A 17,315-nucleotide genomic window follows, 5' to 3' on the forward strand; every position below is an offset into this window, starting at 1 on the left:
CCCGTCAGGCGGCCGGTTCTGCGCGGCAGATCGCCGCGACCACTTCAGCCATTTGTTCGGTGTTGTATTTGCGCTCGACGATATCGATCGACGCCGCCGCCATCGCATCCAGCCGCATCGTATCGTCGATCAGCCCGGCGATGGCTGCGGCAAGCCCGGCAGCATCGCCTTCCGGAAAGCTGGCCCCGGTCGACCCCTCCGAGAAGGCCGCGATCTCCGGCATATGCCGATGTCGGTCGTCATGAACGATCGCCGGCAAGCCATAGGCCATGGCGTGAATCAGGCTGAGGCCGACGCCGCCCGGATAGACAAACAGGCGACAGCGATTGGCGATGGCAGCGATCTGCGCCTCTTCGGTAATGCCGCCATGCCAGACGATCCGCCCGCTGACGCCAAGGGCCTCGGCGCGTTGCGCCAGCGCAGCCTGTTCCTCGCCGCCGCCGACCAGTTCCAACACCACGCCTTCCAGCGCAGGATCGGCCAGCGCCGCGAACAGCAACTCGACGTGCGCCTTGGCGGTCAGCCGGCCGATGAACAACAGGTTGCGCGCACGCTCGGCGGCGCGAAAGGGCAACCGCACGGCCTGTACCGGTGCGATGTCGATGCCGTTGTTCAGCGCGTGAATCGGCCGCCGGTCGCGCCACCCCAGCCGGCTGCCGCGATATTCCTCGACCTCGCGATCGGTATAGAACAGCACTTCATCCGCCAGCCGCATCAACAGCAACCGCAGCACATAGCGGTGGAAGCGACTGCTGCTGCTCCACAGATGCGACCACCAGACGATCCGCGCGCCCCGCAGCCGGCCCTTCAGCAACAGGACCAGCGTGGAGAGCGAGCGCGGATTGCCCGACAGCACCAGCACATCGCCGCGTTGTACGCGGATGCCGACCGCCCCCTGCTGCCATTCGATACCAGGTAACAAAGGGCGGATCGAACCGATCTGCCGCGCCCAGCCAGCACGGTTGAGCGCATCGCCCCTGCCTTCCAGCGCAGACGCCGAATAATATACCGCCACCCTGTCGCCCAGCTTGTCCGCGAGGCGCCGGAAGAAATCATAGCGGTAGTGCGGCAGGGCGGGCTGAAGGAACACGACCCCGGACTCACCGCTCATGCCGTCGCCATCCGCGCGTCCGAACCGGCGAAGATACGCGCCGTCATCCAAACGAGCGGGAGCACCGACAGCAAGATGGTGCAGCATGCCAGCACCAGAAACACAGCCTCCGCCCCGATCTGGCGGCCGAACAGCCCGAACAGCGCGGCGCCGGCCACACTGCGTGCGAGAATGGCGATCGATCCGCCGTCAATCTTTTCGAACGCCAGAACGAAGGAATACAGTGCCCGCTCGGCGGCGAGCGCTACGAAATATACCCCAGCCCAGATCAACATTGCCTCCCCCGGCACTATTGCCCCGTGATACCAGATGCGAAAAACCAGTTGCCCGGCCACGCTCAGCACCAGGCAGACGCCGATGCCGATGCCCAAAGTGGCCAATGTCGCGCCCCAGAACTGGCGGCGGATCCAGCGCAGGTCACCGCGCGCCCGGGCATCCGGATACGCGCCAGCGAGCGGCCCATGGATGATGGCGAAGCCCGTGGTGCACAGCACCAGCGCATTCATCAGCGCCGACAGCCGCGCGGCTTCGTCATGCTCCAGCCAGACGCCGAACAGCAGGATCGGCAGCAGATGCGCGAGAAAATGCGACAGCGTGCTGCCCGCAGACATGGCCAGCCCCTCGCGGACCAGATCGCGCATCGTCGCGCGACTGAACCGTCCGCCCAGCAGATCGGGCGTTCCGGCGAGGAACTGGAGCGCGTTGGCGCAGCGGAAGAACAGCAAGGGCGCATAGACCGCGATCAGCAGCAGCGCAGTGGAAGGCGCGAAGCGGGCGACGAGCAGCACCAGCACCGCTGCCGCAAGCGTGCCCGTCATCTGGGCAATATTGGCGCGATGCTGACGCTGAAAGGCGAGTTGCGCCTGTTCGACAATCGTCAGCGGGCTGCTGATGAGGAACAGCGCGACGACGACACCCAGCACCCGCGTCACTTCGCGACCGGCAACGCCCGCCGGTGCCGATGCCACGATGCCGGGCGCTACGAAGAACAACGCCGCGACGACCGCGCCGCACGCCAGCGACAGTATGAGCGTGGTCCACCAGGCCGTGGCGAACAGCATCGCGCTGTCGCCCGCGCGGGATTGCCCGCGGCGATAGGCCATGCGCAGCGCCATCGCCGGGCCAACGCCGATATTGGCCATCATCAGGAAACCGAGCGTCGCCGTCGCCATCGAGAAATGGACGAACCCCGCCGACCCCAGCGCGCGCGCCGCGACAGGCAGGCTGAACAATTGCAGCGCCAGCCCGGCGAACCGGCCGGCGATTGCCGTCGATCGCGCCAGGCTGAGGCTGCGGTCGCGCTGGCGGGCAAGTGCTGCCCCGCTCATGCCGGCATCCCCACCGTTCTTGCGCCATCTGGCGTGCGGGCATGGCGTTCCAGCAGCGCCAGCGTTTCCGCGACGGCATGGTCGAACCCCATATGGCGGCGATAATAGTCCGCCCCCTGCGCGCCCATCGCCGTCCGCTCGGCCGGGGACCGCTGCCCCAGTGCCACCATCGCCTCGGCCAGCGCCGGCACATCGGCGGGCGGGGCCACCAACGCCGCGCCGCTTTCCGTGAGCAGCCGCGCGGCTTCACCGCCGATCCCGGCGACCACGGGCCTGCCGACCGACAGATAATGCTGCAGCTTCGACGGGATCGTCACTTCGAACAACGGATCGTCGGCAAGGTGCAGCGCGAGCACATCGGCTGCCTCGAAAATCCGATCCATCTCCGCGCGCGGCACGGCAGGATGCACCAGCACGGCGCCGTCGGATGCCGCCGCCAGCGCCGCAATCTCGGTCAGGCGAATGCCCTTGCCGAACAGATGGAGGCGCAGCCCCGGTACCCGCGCCGCCGCCAGCCGCGTCGCCGCGACCAGATGCTCGAGCGCCTGGGCGCCGCCGATATTGCCGCCATAGACAAAGTTGATGCGGTCCTCGAACGCCCGTCGAACGGGTTCGGGCAGCGCGGCGGCTTCGCCGGCGGCAGGGTGATAGTTCGACCAGTTGTAGATGCAGCTCGTGCGTTCGCGCGGCACACCGCGCGCGACGATCCGGTCGCGCATCCCCTGCGACTGGCACACGATGTGCGCCGCCCGGCGATAGACGAAGCGGCACGCCCGATCGAGTATGGCGACCATGCGCGGATTGGCCATGCCCGACACGGCAACGCTGTCCGGCCAGAGATCCTGAATTTCGGGCACGAAAGGCACGCGGTGGACCGCACCGGCAAGCGCCGTGGCCAGTGCCGGGGTTATCGGCGGATGATAGACATAGGCGATGTCGTATCGGCGCAGATTCCACAGGCAATAGACGAGCAGCGAGAGGAAAAAGCTCAGATAATTCGCGACCCGTCCCAGCGAGGACTGGTCATGGCTGGGCCAGAGCGGCAGCCGGTCGACGGTAATGCCGTCGATCACGTCGCGCCGGAACGGCCGGATGCGATAGCCGGCATAGAGTTTGCCGCCCGGATAGTTGGGAAAGCCGGTGACGACCCGCACCTCATGCCCCGCATCGGCGAGCGCGCGCGCAAAGGCAGCGCCCTTGAAGGCAGGTTCCGGATCGAACCATTGGGTTACGTACAAAATGCGCATGCTCAACGCTCCGCGCACCGCTCAGACATAGTCGTGGAGACGGATGCCGTCCCATGCGTTGGACAGGCGCGCCGTGCCGAGGATCAGCTTCACCACCCGTTCAGAGGTATTGGTGATCGCATAATCGTCCGGGATGCGCGCTGCGCCGCCGCCCTCGCCATGCATCGCGACCGCGGCGTCAACACCGGACAGGATCGCGTCCGGCTCCACCCCGGTGACGAGGATCGCCCCGGTGTCGAGCGCTTCCGGCCGCTCGATCGCGTCGCGTGGCGTGATTGCAGGAAAGCCAAGGATCGCGCTTTCCTCGGCGATCGTGCCGCTGTCGGAAATCGCGCAGCGGGCATGCAGCTGGAGATGGTTGTAATCGTGAAAGCCGAACGGCGTCAGGTGGCGGACCAGCGGATCGAACGCGCAGTCGGCCATCGCGTCCAGCCGCCGCCGGGTGCGCGGATGCGTCGACAGCACGACCGGCAGCCCGTCGCGCGCCGCCAGCGCATTGAGCGCCGCGACCAGCGCCGCCAGGCGCGGCTTGCTGTCGACATTCTCCTCCCGGTGGAGCGAGGCGATGTAATAGCGCCCCCGTTCGAGCCCGAGCTGGGCGAGAATGTCCGCCCCCTCGATCCGGGCGCGATAATGGTCGAGCACTTCGCGCATCGGCGATCCGGTCAGATAGATGCGGCGGTGCGACAGCCCTTCCGAAAGCAAATGGCGGCGGGCATGTTCGGTATAGACCAGGTTGAAATCGGCGATGTGGTCGATCAGCCGGCGGTTCGTCTCTTCGGGCACATTGCCGTCGAAGCTGCGGTTGCCCGCCTCCATATGGTAGATCGGGATCTTCATCCGCCGCGCCATGATCGCGGCGACGGCACTGTTGGTATCGCCCAGCACGAGCAGCGCGTCGGGCCGTTCGGCGCGGAACAGCTGTTCAACGCCGATCAGGATGCCGCCCAGCACCGTACCGAGGCTGCTGGTGTCGACATTCAGGAAATGGTCCGGCCGGCGCACACCGAGATCGTTGAAGAACACGTCGCTGAGCGCATGGTCCCAGTTCTGACCGGTATGGATCAGCCGGTGATCGGTGCAGGCATCGAGCCGCGCGAGCGTGCGCGACAGGCGAATGATTTCGGGGCGCGTACCGAGCACGGTCGCGATCTTCAGTCTGCTCATCGGGAATTGCCTTCCGCCAGGACCGGATCGGCATAGGTATCGGGCCGGTCGGGATCGAACAGCCGGTGCGACCAGAAATAGGTCACGACATCGGCGTCGCCGTCATTTTCGATATGGTGGGTGTGAAATGGCGGCATGTCGATCGCGACCGGATCGTCGCCGTCCACTGCGAAGGCGTGCACCTCGTCTGTCAGCACCCGGCGGATGCGGATCGTCGCCCGGCCGCGCAGCACGACGAACCGCTCGACCAGATTGCTGTGGAAATGGTCGCCGCGGCGCTGCCCCGGCGGCGTCACCGAGACGAAGCTCTGCGAGCCGCCCATCGCGCGGGCGGTTTCGAACAGCACGCCGCGCGCATCGCGCCGGGGCGCGAGTGGCCGCCGGGCATGGGCCGGAAAGCCGCCGGTGCGATAGCTGTTGAACAGCGCCAGATCGAACGGGTCCGTCAGCGCCGGAAACACGCCGCCGATATAGCTGGCGTGGAAATCGCGCAGCCGGCGGAACAGATCCGTCACGGTGATGTCCTTGCCGGACGGCGCCACCTCGCCTTCGATCCCGTCGAGCACGCAGTCAATGGCCAGTTCGGCGGCGCTGCCGGCGTGGAGCAGCGAAACCTGCCCCGACGGATCGATTTCCGGCACTTCGGCGCGCCACAGCTTGTCGATCAGCGTCGCCGTGACATTGTTGTAATAGGGGCGGGCGCATTCGCCGAAAATGTGCGGCAGCAACAGGTTGGTATAACGGCTGCCCAGCGCCGCCAGAATCTCGCCGGCCCTTCGCTTCGATGCGCCATAGACGGTCGAGGCACGGCTGTGGATGCTGTTGGCATAGACGATGTGCGGATAGGTGCCGACCCGCTCGCACGACGCCAGCAGCGCACAGGCGATGGCGGGATTGCCTTCGCGCACCTCCGCCTCGCTGCCGCGGTTTACGCCGGCGAAGTGAAGGATCGCGTCCGCCCCCTCGATCGCACGGTCACGCGCATCGGCATCGGCAAAGCGTGCACGATCGAGCAGTTCGAGCTCAAATGGCGCCTCCTCGCCCTTGTAGCGCGCTGCGCAATTGGCGGCATGCAGCCGGGCGGCGCTGTGCCAGCCCAGCAACCCGCGGGCGCCGGTGACGACGATCTTCATGCTGCAATCGCCTGTGGCCAGTTCGACAGTTCGGCCTGGATTTCGGGCAGGGTCAGCAGCAGTTGCTGCACACCTGCGACGTCCAGCCGCTCGGTATTGTGCGAGTGGTAATCCTCGCCCTCGGCGGTCTGTTCGGTGCCTTCGCTGAAGAAGCGTGCATAATTGAGGTCGCGCGCGTCGAGCTGCAGCCGCCAATAGGCGCCCATATCCTCGGCCGTGGTCAGTTCCTGTGCGCTGGCCAGCGTCTCGTAGAGCTTCTCGGCATGGCGCCAGCCGATCACGTCGATCGGATGGTCGGGGACGCCGAACAGCTCGATCAGCGCCTGGGCGAGGTCGGCGATAGTCGACGCTGCCGCCTTCTTGATGAACAGATCGCCCTGGCGGGCATGGACAAAGGCAAAGCGGACCAGCGCCACGCTGTCGCGCAGCGGCATCAGGAAGCGCGTCATCGTCGGCTCGGTGATGGTGATAGGGCGGCCCGAGCGGATCTGGCGGATGAACAGCGGGATCACCGATCCGCGCGAGCACATCACATTGCCGTAGCGCACGCAGCTGATGGTCGTCGGTGCGTCCGGGCCGATCTCGCGCGCGGCTGACTGGGCGAGCTTTTCCATCATCGCCTTGGACAGGCCCATCGCGTTGATCGGCAGCACCGCCTTGTCGGTGGAGAGGCAGACGAGGCTGCCGACCCGCTGCTCGATGGCGGCGCGGATGACATTGTCCGACCCGACCACGTTGGTCCGTACTGCCTCCAGCGGGAAGAATTCGCAGCTCGGCACCTGTTTGAGTGCCGCGGCGTGGAACACCGCATCGGCGCCGCGCATCGCGCGGTCGACGCTCGTCCGGTCCCGCACGTCGCCGATGAAAAACTTGACGCGCGGATCGCACAGCTGGGTGCGCAGCGCGTCCTGCTTTTCCTCGTCGCGGCTGAGGATCCGGATCTCGCCCACGCCTTCGCGCAGCAGATCGTAGAGGATCGTCTTGCCGAACGATCCCGTGCCCCCGGTGATGAGCACCGTGGCGTTTGCATCCAATTGTCTGATGGTCATAGCTCGCTCGAAATGCGGGTGGATCGCAACACTCGGTCAGGCCCGCCGCGCCAGGGCGGCGGGGTACAAAAGCAGGTCCGGCTCGGGTTTCAGCGCGATGGCGGGCAGTTGTCCGGCCTCCGCCTCGCCTTCAGCAGCCGCTTCGGCCGCGAGCACCAGGTCATGAACCCGGTCGGCAGGCCGATATTCGGGAACGATCGCGCAGAGCACCGCCCGCGCCGCCGCCGGATCGCGCCGGGCGATGCAGCGCTGCAGCTCGGCCAGCCGCGCCTCCAGCTCCGGCCAGGCCAGGCTGTGTTCGCGCGCCTTGAAGATCAGCGGATGGCGGGTCGGCTCCGGATCGACGCTGATCAGCAGTTCCTCATAGAGCTTCTCGCCCGGGCGCATGCCGATCTCGATGATCTCGATGTCGCCATCGGGGTGCGCCGCATCGCGCACGGTAAGACCGCACAGCCGCACCATGTTGCACGCCAGATCGAAGATGCGGACCGGTTCGCCCATGTCGAGCAGGAACACTTCGCCCGACCGCGCCATCGCGCCGGCCTGGATCACCAGCTGCGCGGCTTCGGGGATGGTCATGAAATAGCGCGTCATGTCGCGATGGGTGACGGTGACCGGCCCGCCCTGCGCGATCTGGCGGCGGAACACCGGCACCACCGATCCGCTGGAGCCCAGCACATTGCCGAACCGCACCATCGAGAAACAGGTGGTGCGCGTCATCCCGGCCCGCGCCTGCAGGATCAGTTCGGCCACGCGCTTGGTGCAGCCCATCACATTGGTCGGCCGCACCGCCTTGTCGGTGCTGATCAGGACGAAATCGGCCACCCCATGCCGTTCCGCCTCCACCACCATCGCGAGCGTACCGAGCACATTGTTGGTGATGCCGTCGAGGCAGTTATGCTCGACCAGCGGCACATGCTTGTAGGCGGCGGCGTGGAAGATGGTCTGCGGCTGCCACGCCGCCAGGATCGAGGCGATGCGCGGCCGGTCGCACACCGAACCCAGTAGCGGCACGATGTCGACATCCGCCGCCTCTGCCATCGCCAGCAACTCGCGGTGGATTTCGTAGAGCGCGAATTCGCCATGTTCGACCAGCAGCAGCGTCGCCGGGCGGCGGCGCAGGATCTGGCGGCACAATTCGCTGCCGATCGACCCGCCAGCGCCGGTCACCAGCACCACCCGACCGGCGATGCGCGCGTCCATCAGCCCCTCGTCCGGCGCGATCATCTCGCGGCCGAGAATGTCGCCGATGTCGATGTCGTGGAGTTGCGCCGCGTCCACCTTGCCGGTCGCGATGTCCGACAGTTCCGGCAGGATGCGCACTTCCACGCCGCGCTGCCGCAGCCGCTCGGCCAGTTCCAGCCGCGCGCGCCGGCGCAGCGCGGTGGGCGCGACCAGCACCTGCGATACCGCATGGCGATCGATCAACGGATCGAGCCGCGCCGGCGGATAGACTTTTTTGCCGTTGAGGGTCCGCCCCCACAGATGACGGTCGCTGTCGACAAACCCCACTACCCGCGTCTGGCGGCGATGCGACAGCGCCAGATCGAGCTGCACACCGTCCTGATCGGCACCATAGATCAGCACCGTCTGGCGCCGCCGCGCCGCGCCCTCGCGCACGCCGCCGCGCAGCACTGCCCCCGCCAGCAGCCGGATCGCGGCGATTGCCGTGAAGAACAGAAAGGCGTGGATGATCCCTAGCGTGCGGGGAATGCCGGGCAGCCAGCCGGCCAGCGTGATCATGCCCGCCACCGCCAGATAATAGAAAAAGGCAGGGAAAAGCTGGGCGAGCGAGGCCCATCCGCTATGGCGCAGCACGGGCATATGCGCGCCGGACAGGCGAAGGGCGATGAGGTAGGTGAGGAAATAGACTGCCACCACCGGCTGGTTGCGGATCAGGTCGCCGGGCAGATATTGCAGTCGCAACGCCATCGCCGCCTCGAAGGCGATCAGGCAGGCAAGATAATCGCACAGGGCGATGACGAGCCGCTTGTGCAGGCGCGGAAGCGCAGTCAGGGACTGGATCATGGCCGTGGGGAAGGTCCAATGGGTTGGATACGGAACCGGGTGATCGCGAGGCCGGTGGCGACGGGTGCGGCCAGCGTCTCGACGGAAAGACTGAGCACGGTCAGCGCACAGCCTGCATTCTGCCAGTCGGCGCTTGCGACGGGTGCCGTCGGGGAAGGGACGAAGCGCCAGCGCGCCGAACGGGCGCTTGCGCCGTCGACCAGACAATCCAGCCGCAGCGTGACCGCGTCGGGCCGCGGGTCTGCTCCGGCGGCGAAAGCGAGCTGCAGGCGGAGCGGCCGCTGCGGCAGCGCCATCAGCCGCGAGGCGAATTCGGTCGCCCCGCCCGGCTGCGCCGCCAGCCGCAGGATATTGCCATCCTCCAGCCGGGCGACGACATCGCCGTCCTCGGAGAGCGACCAGGCAAAGGGCCGCGCGCTCCCCTCTACCGTTGCGGGCGTGAAGCCGGGCTCGGCGAGCAGCGCAGGGCCGTTGGCAACGCCCTTTGCCACCAGCGCCAGCGCTTCGGCCGGATACCCCTGCTCCAGCAAGCCGAGGAGCAAGGGCGTCGCGGGTCCATAATCCCCGCCGGGCGATAGCGGCCCCGCTGCGATCAGTCCGCGTGCGAGCGGCGCCAGATCGAGCTGTCCGCGCACGGCAATATCGACCAATGCCCTCACCCAGGGCCGTCCCTGCCGAATCCGCGCGACGAAGGGGGGCAAAACCCGCCGGTCCTCCAGCGCCGCGGCCAGCAGCGGCGCCAGCCGGTCGCCCAGCTCCGGATGTGTGGTCCATACCCGGTCCAGATGCGCCAGTGCCGCCGGGGCATCACCGGCGGCCGCAGCTTCGGCGAGCAATGCCAGCCCGATCCGTGCATCCCGGCGCGACACTGCCGCACCCAGCGCAAGCCACGCGTGGCGCTCCGGGGCGGGCGCGGCCATCGCCAGCCAGTATAACGCACCCGGATCAAGCGCGCCTGCCCGCAGTCTTGTGCGCGCCGCCACCGCCAGCGCCGCGAGCCGGGCGGGGTCGCGGCGCGCTGCCAGCGGTGCGCGGTCGGCCTCCGCCAGCAGCGCATTCACCTGCCCGTTCTGCCGTGCGGCGACGCCTTCGCCGGCGAGCGCGAGCAGGCCGCACAGCAGCGCGGCGGAGATGGCGATCACATTGCGGGACATGGTTGCTGTCGGGATCGCATGTCCGGGCCGGCCGGCCCCGACGATGCTCAGCCCCGCGCCTCCGCATAGCGCCGGCCATAGCCATAGCCGTACCCATAGCCATAGCCACCATGCCGGATTTCCAGCTTGGTCAGGATCGCGCCGAACAGCCGCGCATGAGCCATCTCCAGCCGCGCCATGGCGGCCCGGATATCCGGCACACCGACGCGGGCAGCCTCGATCACGAACACCGTTCCCTCGACCGTACGGCTGATCAGCGGCGCGTCGGACAGGCCCAGCAGTGCGGGCGCATCGACGATGAGATGGTCATATTCAGCCAGCAGCGCGTCCACCAGCAGCCCCAGCCGCTCCGTACTCAGCAGCTCGGCGGCGCTGGGCGGGATCGGCCCGCTGGTGATGACGCTGAGGCCGGTATCCGGAACCGGATGCACCAGCGCCCGCCAGTCCTCTTGCCCGGCCAGATAGTTGGCCAGGCCGGCGCGGTTGGGGAAATCGAAGAATTTGTGGACGGACGGCGCGCGAAGATCCCCGTCGATCAGGATCGTCCGCTTGCCCGTGCGCGCGAGGCCGGAGGCAAGCGCGAAGGCCGAACTGCTCTTGCCTTCAGCCGCGCGGCTGCTGGTGAGCATCAGCGAACGCGGGAAGCCGTGGCTGGTCGAGAAATCCAGGTTCGAACGAATGCTGAAATAGGCTTCGTACAAATCGGAGGTGGGATCGGCCACTTCCTCGCGGACCGGCCGTTCCACCTTCGGCACCGGACCCAGCATCGGCAGGCCCAGCATAGGCTGAACCTGGTCCGGGTCGCGGATGCCTTCGTCGATCTGTTCGAGCGCGAGCACCAGCACCATGGCCGCCGAGATGCCCAGGATCAGCGCCGTCGCCATGTTTAGCAACAGGTTGGGCGAAGAGGGCTTTCGCGGCACATCGGCCGGATCGATGATGGCGATGTTGTTGACGCCAACGCCCGCCGAAACGCCGATTTCCTTGTAGCGCTGAAGCAGCCCGTCATAGAGTTGGCGGTTGGTATCGGCTTCGCGCTGATAGATATTATACTGGATCGTGTCGTGCTGTTCGCGATCCAGCTTCGACTTCAGCGCCTCGACCTGACGGCGAAGATCGGCTTCGCGGGCGACGGCCTGGCGATATTGCTCGACCAGGCTGCTGCGGATCTGGCCCATTTCGTGCGCCAGCGCTGCATCGAGCGTATCGAGCTGCTTCGCCAGTGCGACGGCGGGAGGATAATCGGCTTTGAACTGCACCCGCACCTTGGCGTACTCGGCCGCGGTCGCCGCACGCATTTGCCGCAGATTGGCGATGGTCGGGTTCGACAGCGCATCCGATGTCACGTCGACCCGGCCGCGTTGCATCCGGCTTTCCGCCTGCACCCGGTCCGCCACGGCGCGCGCCAGTTCCTGGTCGAGCGCCACCAGATCCATCGCCGCAAGCGTGCGGCCGGTCTGGCTCTTGCCGTCATTGCCATGCGTATCTTCCAGCCGGACAATGTCGCGCCCGGTGGCGTAGGACACCGCCTCGCGCTCCGACTGTTCCAGATGCCCCTTCAGCGTCGCCAGCCGCTCCTCCAGAAACCTGCGGGCGTCGGCCGTCGAGGCAAATTCACGGTCGAGGCTGGCGGCGATGAACTGTTCCGCCCAGGCGTTGGCGATCCGCGCGGATAGGCCGGCGTCGCGGCTGGTGTACCGGATGTTGACCAGCCGCGAGTTCTTCACCGGCATGATGGAAACATGCTGAAGGAGAAGCGTGACCGCCCGCTCCTCGCGCTTTGCTGCCTGCCGGGCTGCGCTCAGATTGGCTTCGGTGCCCGTTTGCAGCTTGGCGCCGTGCGCCGCGAAAAACGCGTCGTTTTCGCCCAGCTTGAGCACGCGCGCCACCCGCTCCGCCAGCGTGCGGGCCTTGAGGAGGTTGTACTGCGTTTCGTAGAATTCGAGATCGCGGTCGGCGGCTGCCGACTGGAGCCCCGCGACGTTGGTGACGTTTTTCTGGTTGCGGTCGATCTGGACCTGCGCGGTCGCGCTATATTCGGCGGGGCTCAGAAAGGTGACGATGGCCCCAGCCACCAGAAAGCCGCCTACGACGGCGGCGACGACCCAGCGCCAGCGGAGAAATGCGCGCCAATATTGGACAAGCGCCGGGGGCAGACGGGATTCCGTGCCTGCCGCGGGCGCGATGGAAGCTGCGCCGCCCTGCGGGGCCGCGCTGATGGAAAGTGCATTGTTCATGGTCGGACCTTCCGGTTCCGGCTGCCCGCGCTCATTTGCGCAGCAGGTAGATGACGGGGGCGAGCAGCGGCGAAGCGGTCAGCAGATCCTTGAAGATCTGGCGCCCCTTCGAATGCCCGACGATGACGACGTCCTCCGGATAAAGGACCGGATCCTCGTACACACCGTCGCGGATCCGCTGGACGTCGAAGACCGCCGCCAGCCGTTCGCCATGCACCTCGCGCAGCACGATCACGTTCTTCAGCTTGGCGAACTCCGCCGTGCCGCCCGCGCGGGCGATCGCGCGCAAGAGCGTGATGCGCCCCATCACCGGATAGAGCCCGGGATTGCGAACCTCGCCGTCGACAGTGACGACGTTGCTCACGGCTTCGGAAATGTTCACCGTGACCTGCGGATCCTCGACATAGCGCGCGCTGAGGCGCTCGCGCAGCAAGGCCTCGACTTCGGCCGGGGTCAGCCCGCGAACATCGAGAATGCCGGCCAGCGGGAAAGAAATGCGACCGGTGGAATCTGCCTGGATCTCCTTGTTGCTGAGTTCGGGCACACCGAACACGTCGATCTGCAGCTTGTCGAACGGGCCGATACGATAGACGGGCGTCGCCGCATCGGCGGGATAGCCGTCTGGGGGTGGAAGCCGGGTAAGCGGTGATTTCTGCGCTGCCGTGCCGTTCTGGGCGTGGCCGGGCGCAACAGGCGCCAGCAGAAAAGCCGCCGTGCACAGCAGCGCGGCGCTTAAGCGTTGCATTACTCTACTCTCTTACGCTCGAGGACTGGGCAGTTCGGGGGGATGGGGTATCGCACCGGAAGTGCGGGCGCCGAGCCACAACCAGGCACAGGCAAGCGCAAACAGGCTCGCCAGCGCCGGCGTGCGCAGCGGATAATCGGTAACGCTGCCGAGCAGCAGGATCAGGACGATGGCCAGGCCGCATCGCCGCAGTCGACGCTGGGCGCCAGGCTCGGCCGGGCGATGGGCAAGGTGCCACAGCCGCGCGGCGAGCAGCAGCAACCCCGCCGCCATCCAGAGCACACCGGGCAGGCCCAGCGTCTCGGCAGTCTCCAGCCAGTCGTTATGCGCATGATTGGCATAGTCGGGGGACAGCAGCGCATCGGGCTCCAGCATCCGATACGCCGCGGCGAAACTGCCGGGTCCCGCGCCGATCGGCCAGAACCGGGCAAGCAGCACGGTCGAGCCCTGCCATAGTTCGATCCGCGATCCGTCGACCGCGAGGCTGCCCAGCCGCTCGAGCGTCGTTGCCCGCCCATTGGCGAAGGCGAACGCGATCAACAGCGACATCCCGCCGACCAGGCCGGCCGCCGCAAGCCCGCCGCGCCGCGAGATCCGCCCGACCCGCCGCGAGAACAGGAATGGCAAAGTCAGCAGTGCCGCCACGCTCGCCACCGCGCCGATCCGCGCGCCGCCGACCGCGATCAGCAACAGGATCCAGGCCAGGGCGATTGCCACGGCGGCCCATCCAACGGCGCGAAATACGCGATGATGCGGCAGATGGTCGGGCGCCCAGAGGAACAGCAGCGGGATCAGCAACGCCAGGAACAGCGCGAAATGGTTGCGATTGGCAAAAAAGCCGCAGGCGTCGCCAAAATTGGCGATGGTGTGGATCTGCCAGTTCGAACCGCCGACATGGCTTAATTGCAGGATCGCCAGCCCGACCGAGGTGAGGCCGAAGCCCAGCAACAGGCTCTGGACGCGCGCCTGCGCGGCCGCAGGCATGCCGATGGCGAGCAGAAAGATCGCGCATGGCAGCGGCAGATCCCACAGAAAATCACGACTTGCCGCCGGATCGACCGAAGCCGGCCGGGGCAGTGCGCCGCCAAAGGCGCGGGTATCGATTGCGGCGATCAGCCCATGCCCGGGCAGCGCGTTCGCCATGCCCGAGGGTAAGGGAAGGCAGTAGAGCGACGCCGTCAGAAACAAGGCGGCGATCCAGACGACCGGGGCGCGCGGCACCCTTGTCGCGTCGCCGGTCGCCAGCACCAGCGCGCCAACGAACAGCGCCAGGGCCAGCGGTCGCAGGAGCGGCGTGGTGATCGCATCTGCACGACTGCTGCCGCCCAGCGACAATGCGATGAGCAGCCCGCCCGCCAGCAGCGCGAAGCGAAGCGAGGCATCTGCGGACGGGGCACGCAGGCCGGTGAGGATCGAAGCGGACCGGATCATGAAGGCTACCGCACTCGGCGGGAAGCACCCGCCAAGGGCTGGATTTGTATCGCGCGGTGCAACACCGCAGCCCGAGGCACATGGCCCCGGGCGGATCAGAGCGCTTCGAGTGCGCTCCGCGAGAGGCTGACCGGCGTCACGCCGTTCAGCAATTCCATGAGGATGCGAACGCGATCACGACTTTCGAAGCGTTCGATGGTCGCAACCGTGTCGAGAAAGGGGCCGTCTGCCACGCGAACGCTCTGGCCTACGCGCAGCGGCTGTTCGGGTTCGGCGAGAACGCCGTCGACACAACGCGCGCGCAGTGAGTCGACCACGCCGTCGGGCACCCGCTGCGGGCGGAGCGCCGTCATCTGCACCAGACGCTTGACGCCGTAGCTGCCGTTGATCGACCGCCAGGGCTCCGCATCCAGATCAAGATGCACGAAGAAGTAGCGGGGAAAGACCGGAACAATCGCCGTTTCCAGCTTCCCGCGCCGCCGCGTCCGGCGCGGCAGCAGCGGATTGAAACAGGAAAAGCCCTGGCGCTCGACATTGCGCAACGCGCGCGCCTCCGACGCCGGCTGCGTTTCAACGACATACCAGTGTCTCATGCGTCGACCCGCAAATCTTCGTCGAGCGGTTCGGCCATGTCCTCGACCGGCGCGAGCCGACCGAGCAATTCAAGCACCCGGTAGCGCGCGAGGACGGACAGGCGATAGCCGGTCTTGTACAGCGGCTTGAGCTCGCCTTCGAGGCCAAGGCCGGCAAGGAAGGTGCGCAGGCGCGTCAGATAGACAGCGACGCTGCCGATCGCGCAATCGGCGAAGCGCGCCAGATCCTCCTTGCTGCAATAGCCATCGGGCGTGTTGAGCAACAGGAAGAGCATTTTCGCCAGCGCCGGCCCCGGCGCACCCAGACGCAGGATACGGTCGATCGCATCTTCGGGTGCAGGCACGGGCGGTGCGCCGCGATCATAGCCGCGGAGAAATTCTTCGATATCCTCGAGTATCGAAACGCAATCCTTCCAATAGATTACGCCTTCTTCCGCATTAATCGCAGCTTCCAGACGATGCACCGTCCGTTCCAGGAAACCGTATGTACAGAGCGGATCCATGAACAACGGAACTCCATCTTACGCGACGCCATCAGGACATTCTCGAACGCCCCGCCATTTGCGTTGTATTTAATTTATTTAGCCCGTAAATTTAAGTAACCTTTGACGCCTATACGCTATAGCCCCAAAGAGCTATGCGGCCATGCCCGTGCGGCGACCGCCTTCGCCGAACTCGGCACAGCCATTGCGCATCGCCCTGACGGAGGGGCGCACCTGTAATCATCCGGACGAGGCACTTAAGCCGCCGGTGATCTATGCGCGCATTAATCCGCGCGAGGCATCGCAATGGTTCAGGTGGCCGTCATGCACAGAATGCATGTCAGATTCGGTAATGCGCTTAATGCGCTCGTACATTGGGTGCGGCAGGATGCGCGACGTGACAGCAACGGGGCGGATGCGGATCAAATACGATCAACGCCAGGTCTGCCCTTTGCGGCGGTCTGCCTCAGACCTGCTCGGGCTCTGCTGTCAACACGGAACAGGCGATTGGGTCCGCGCGTAGGCGCAATCTTGATGCCTGCTGTACCTATCACCGGCCCGGGGGGGTCACCGGCGATTGTAAAAGGGGTTCAGGTAACGTGGGAAGTTACCGGACAACGAGGGGGAGAAACTGTATCAAAGAAGGACATTCCATTGATTCATAAGGATTTTTCACGCGACGCTTTAGCCAAAACTGTAACAACGAGCAAGTCAGCATTCGCTTGAGGCGCCCGCCAAGGCCCTTTTCGTAACTTTCTTGCTTAGCGGCAGCGCCTGCGCTTCGGCGCGAGGACACCGCCTTTTCAGGCTTGGACGACCGAATTGGCGACAAGGGAACGACCGCGTCGACAGTATAAGGGCCAAGATCGCCATCCAGATCGATGTTGGACCATAGTCGCCGCTCCCCGGCGGTCGAACTGCTCTCGCCACCGCCCCGCCACATTCTTGCAGCTATTTCACGCTCTTCAGGCCCCATCGCGCCGGTATAGATTGCGGTTGTTTTGATGTTGGCGTGCCCCAGCCAGCGCTGCACGAGCGTTAGTGGCACGCTCGACTGGATCGCCCGCACGCCAAAACCATGGCGCAGCCCTTTTGGCGTCGCGTAACTGCCGCGAATCCCCGCCTCCTCCATCACCTCGCAGATCCGGCGATAGCCCGTCATGCGCGACCAAGGCCATAGAAGATCATCTTCCGATTCTATCGTATCGAACCAACTCTCCAGCAATTTAATCAGTTCCTGTGGAATTGGTATTGCCCTGAACACCCTATCCCCACGCTTTTTCAGACACCTTATCACGATCTGCTTGGATTCGAAATCAATATTTCTGGTCGTCATAGATAAAGCTTCTGAAATTCTACATCCTGTATAAGCCATAGTTAAACAAAATGTTCTAATTTCTATCGGCCTTTTTCGAGATGTTTTCAAAAACATCTCAATTTCATTTGAAGTTAAATATTTCCTTTGTCCCTCCGAATTGTATACGTTCCATGTCATCTGACGGCTCCTTCCAATTTTCGGGTCGGAAGCAGCACCATCTGCGATCGACTCATTACCAAAACGTTTTTTGTCTCGATCTGTTACAGTTTTGGCTAGAGCGTCACACAGTATC

Annotated in this window: 14 protein-coding genes; all 14 read right to left on the reverse strand. The window is 65.7% G+C overall.

Going from position 1 to position 17,315, the window contains the following annotated elements:
* Nucleotides 1-4: 4 nt before the first annotated feature.
* The 14 genes from ACT53M_RS18075 to ACT53M_RS18140 all read right to left on the reverse strand — a co-directional run bounded on the left by ACT53M_RS18075 (nt 5) and on the right by ACT53M_RS18140 (nt 17,200).
* A complete protein-coding gene (locus ACT53M_RS18075; protein ID WP_476235167.1) occupies nt 5-1,111 on the reverse strand; it encodes a glycosyltransferase in 1,107 nt (368 codons plus the stop codon).
* Nucleotides 1,108-2,439: a lipopolysaccharide biosynthesis protein gene (locus tag ACT53M_RS18080; protein ID WP_476235169.1), complete on the reverse strand. Its 1,332-nt coding sequence runs from the start codon at nt 2,437-2,439 to the stop codon at nt 1,108-1,110. The genes ACT53M_RS18075 and ACT53M_RS18080 overlap by 4 nt, the downstream gene beginning before the upstream one ends.
* Nucleotides 2,436-3,686 (reverse strand): glycosyltransferase family 4 protein, encoded by a 1,251-nt coding sequence (locus ACT53M_RS18085; protein WP_476235170.1) that lies wholly within the window; start codon nt 3,684-3,686, stop codon nt 2,436-2,438. Before ACT53M_RS18085 ends, ACT53M_RS18080 begins: the two co-directional genes overlap by 4 nt.
* 21 nt (nt 3,687-3,707) lie before the next feature.
* Nucleotides 3,708-4,853 carry a non-hydrolyzing UDP-N-acetylglucosamine 2-epimerase gene (gene wecB, locus ACT53M_RS18090; RefSeq protein WP_476235172.1) on the reverse strand — a complete coding sequence of 382 codons (1,146 nt, stop codon included), beginning with the start codon at nt 4,851-4,853 and terminating at the stop codon, nt 3,708-3,710.
* Nucleotides 4,850-5,986 (reverse strand): polysaccharide biosynthesis C-terminal domain-containing protein, encoded by a 1,137-nt coding sequence (locus ACT53M_RS18095; protein ID WP_476235173.1) that lies wholly within the window; start codon nt 5,984-5,986, stop codon nt 4,850-4,852. The genes wecB and ACT53M_RS18095 overlap by 4 nt, the downstream gene beginning before the upstream one ends.
* A complete protein-coding gene (locus ACT53M_RS18100) occupies nt 5,983-7,035 on the reverse strand; it encodes an SDR family NAD(P)-dependent oxidoreductase (protein WP_476229198.1) in 1,053 nt (350 codons plus the stop codon). Before ACT53M_RS18100 ends, ACT53M_RS18095 begins: the two co-directional genes overlap by 4 nt.
* Nucleotides 7,036-7,071: 36 nt before the next feature.
* A complete protein-coding gene (locus ACT53M_RS18105) occupies nt 7,072-9,063 on the reverse strand; it encodes a polysaccharide biosynthesis protein (RefSeq protein WP_476235175.1) in 1,992 nt (663 codons plus the stop codon).
* Nucleotides 9,060-10,217: a hypothetical protein gene (locus ACT53M_RS18110; protein WP_476235176.1), complete on the reverse strand. Its 1,158-nt coding sequence runs from the start codon at nt 10,215-10,217 to the stop codon at nt 9,060-9,062. The genes ACT53M_RS18105 and ACT53M_RS18110 overlap by 4 nt, the downstream gene beginning before the upstream one ends.
* 47 nt (nt 10,218-10,264) lie before the next feature.
* Nucleotides 10,265-12,454, reverse strand: coding sequence for a GumC family protein (locus ACT53M_RS18115; RefSeq protein ID WP_476235177.1), 2,190 nt, complete (start codon nt 12,452-12,454; stop codon nt 10,265-10,267).
* Nucleotides 12,455-12,485: 31 nt separating this feature from the next.
* Entirely contained in the window at nt 12,486-13,199 is a 714-nt protein-coding gene (locus tag ACT53M_RS18120) for a polysaccharide biosynthesis/export family protein (protein WP_476235178.1), read from the reverse strand.
* 12 nt (nt 13,200-13,211) lie between these two features.
* On the reverse strand, nt 13,212-14,630 hold the full coding sequence (locus ACT53M_RS18125; RefSeq protein WP_476235179.1) for an O-antigen ligase family protein: 1,419 nt from the start codon (nt 14,628-14,630) through the stop codon (nt 13,212-13,214).
* 95 nt (nt 14,631-14,725) lie between these two features.
* On the reverse strand, nt 14,726-15,223 hold the full coding sequence (nusG, locus tag ACT53M_RS18130) for a transcription termination/antitermination protein NusG (protein ID WP_476235180.1): 498 nt from the start codon (nt 15,221-15,223) through the stop codon (nt 14,726-14,728).
* Nucleotides 15,220-15,687 (reverse strand): hypothetical protein, encoded by a 468-nt coding sequence (locus tag ACT53M_RS18135; RefSeq protein ID WP_476235182.1) that lies wholly within the window; start codon nt 15,685-15,687, stop codon nt 15,220-15,222. The genes nusG and ACT53M_RS18135 overlap by 4 nt, the downstream gene beginning before the upstream one ends.
* A 625-nt stretch (nt 15,688-16,312) precedes the next feature.
* A complete protein-coding gene (locus tag ACT53M_RS18140; protein WP_476235183.1) occupies nt 16,313-17,200 on the reverse strand; it encodes a tyrosine-type recombinase/integrase in 888 nt (295 codons plus the stop codon).
* Nucleotides 17,201-17,315 lie beyond the last annotated feature (115 nt).

This window comes from Sphingomonas sp. DMC6, from assembly GCF_056314225.1.

Excerpts from the sequence above, each read along its gene's own strand:
- nusG (WP_476235180.1), bottom strand. The coding sequence starts at position 15,223 with ATGAGACACTGGTATGTCGTTGAAACGCAGCCGGCGTCGGAGGCGCGC.
- ACT53M_RS18125 (WP_476235179.1), bottom strand. The coding sequence starts at position 14,630 with ATGATCCGGTCCGCTTCGATCCTCACCGGCCTGCGTGCCCCGTCCGCA.
- ACT53M_RS18095 (WP_476235173.1), bottom strand. The coding sequence starts at position 5,986 with ATGAAGATCGTCGTCACCGGCGCCCGCGGGTTGCTGGGCTGGCACAGC.
- wecB (WP_476235172.1), bottom strand. The coding sequence starts at position 4,853 with ATGAGCAGACTGAAGATCGCGACCGTGCTCGGTACGCGCCCCGAAATC.
- ACT53M_RS18115 (WP_476235177.1), bottom strand. The coding sequence starts at position 12,454 with ATGAACAATGCACTTTCCATCAGCGCGGCCCCGCAGGGCGGCGCAGCT.
- ACT53M_RS18080 (WP_476235169.1), bottom strand. The coding sequence starts at position 2,439 with ATGAGCGGGGCAGCACTTGCCCGCCAGCGCGACCGCAGCCTCAGCCTG.
- ACT53M_RS18085 (WP_476235170.1), bottom strand. The coding sequence starts at position 3,686 with ATGCGCATTTTGTACGTAACCCAATGGTTCGATCCGGAACCTGCCTTC.
- ACT53M_RS18140 (WP_476235183.1), bottom strand. The coding sequence starts at position 17,200 with ATGACATGGAACGTATACAATTCGGAGGGACAAAGGAAATATTTAACT.
- ACT53M_RS18105 (WP_476235175.1), bottom strand. The coding sequence starts at position 9,063 with ATGATCCAGTCCCTGACTGCGCTTCCGCGCCTGCACAAGCGGCTCGTC.
- ACT53M_RS18075 (WP_476235167.1), bottom strand. The coding sequence starts at position 1,111 with ATGAGCGGTGAGTCCGGGGTCGTGTTCCTTCAGCCCGCCCTGCCGCAC.
- ACT53M_RS18120 (WP_476235178.1), bottom strand. The coding sequence starts at position 13,199 with ATGCAACGCTTAAGCGCCGCGCTGCTGTGCACGGCGGCTTTTCTGCTG.
- ACT53M_RS18110 (WP_476235176.1), bottom strand. The coding sequence starts at position 10,217 with ATGTCCCGCAATGTGATCGCCATCTCCGCCGCGCTGCTGTGCGGCCTG.
- ACT53M_RS18100 (WP_476229198.1), bottom strand. The coding sequence starts at position 7,035 with ATGACCATCAGACAATTGGATGCAAACGCCACGGTGCTCATCACCGGG.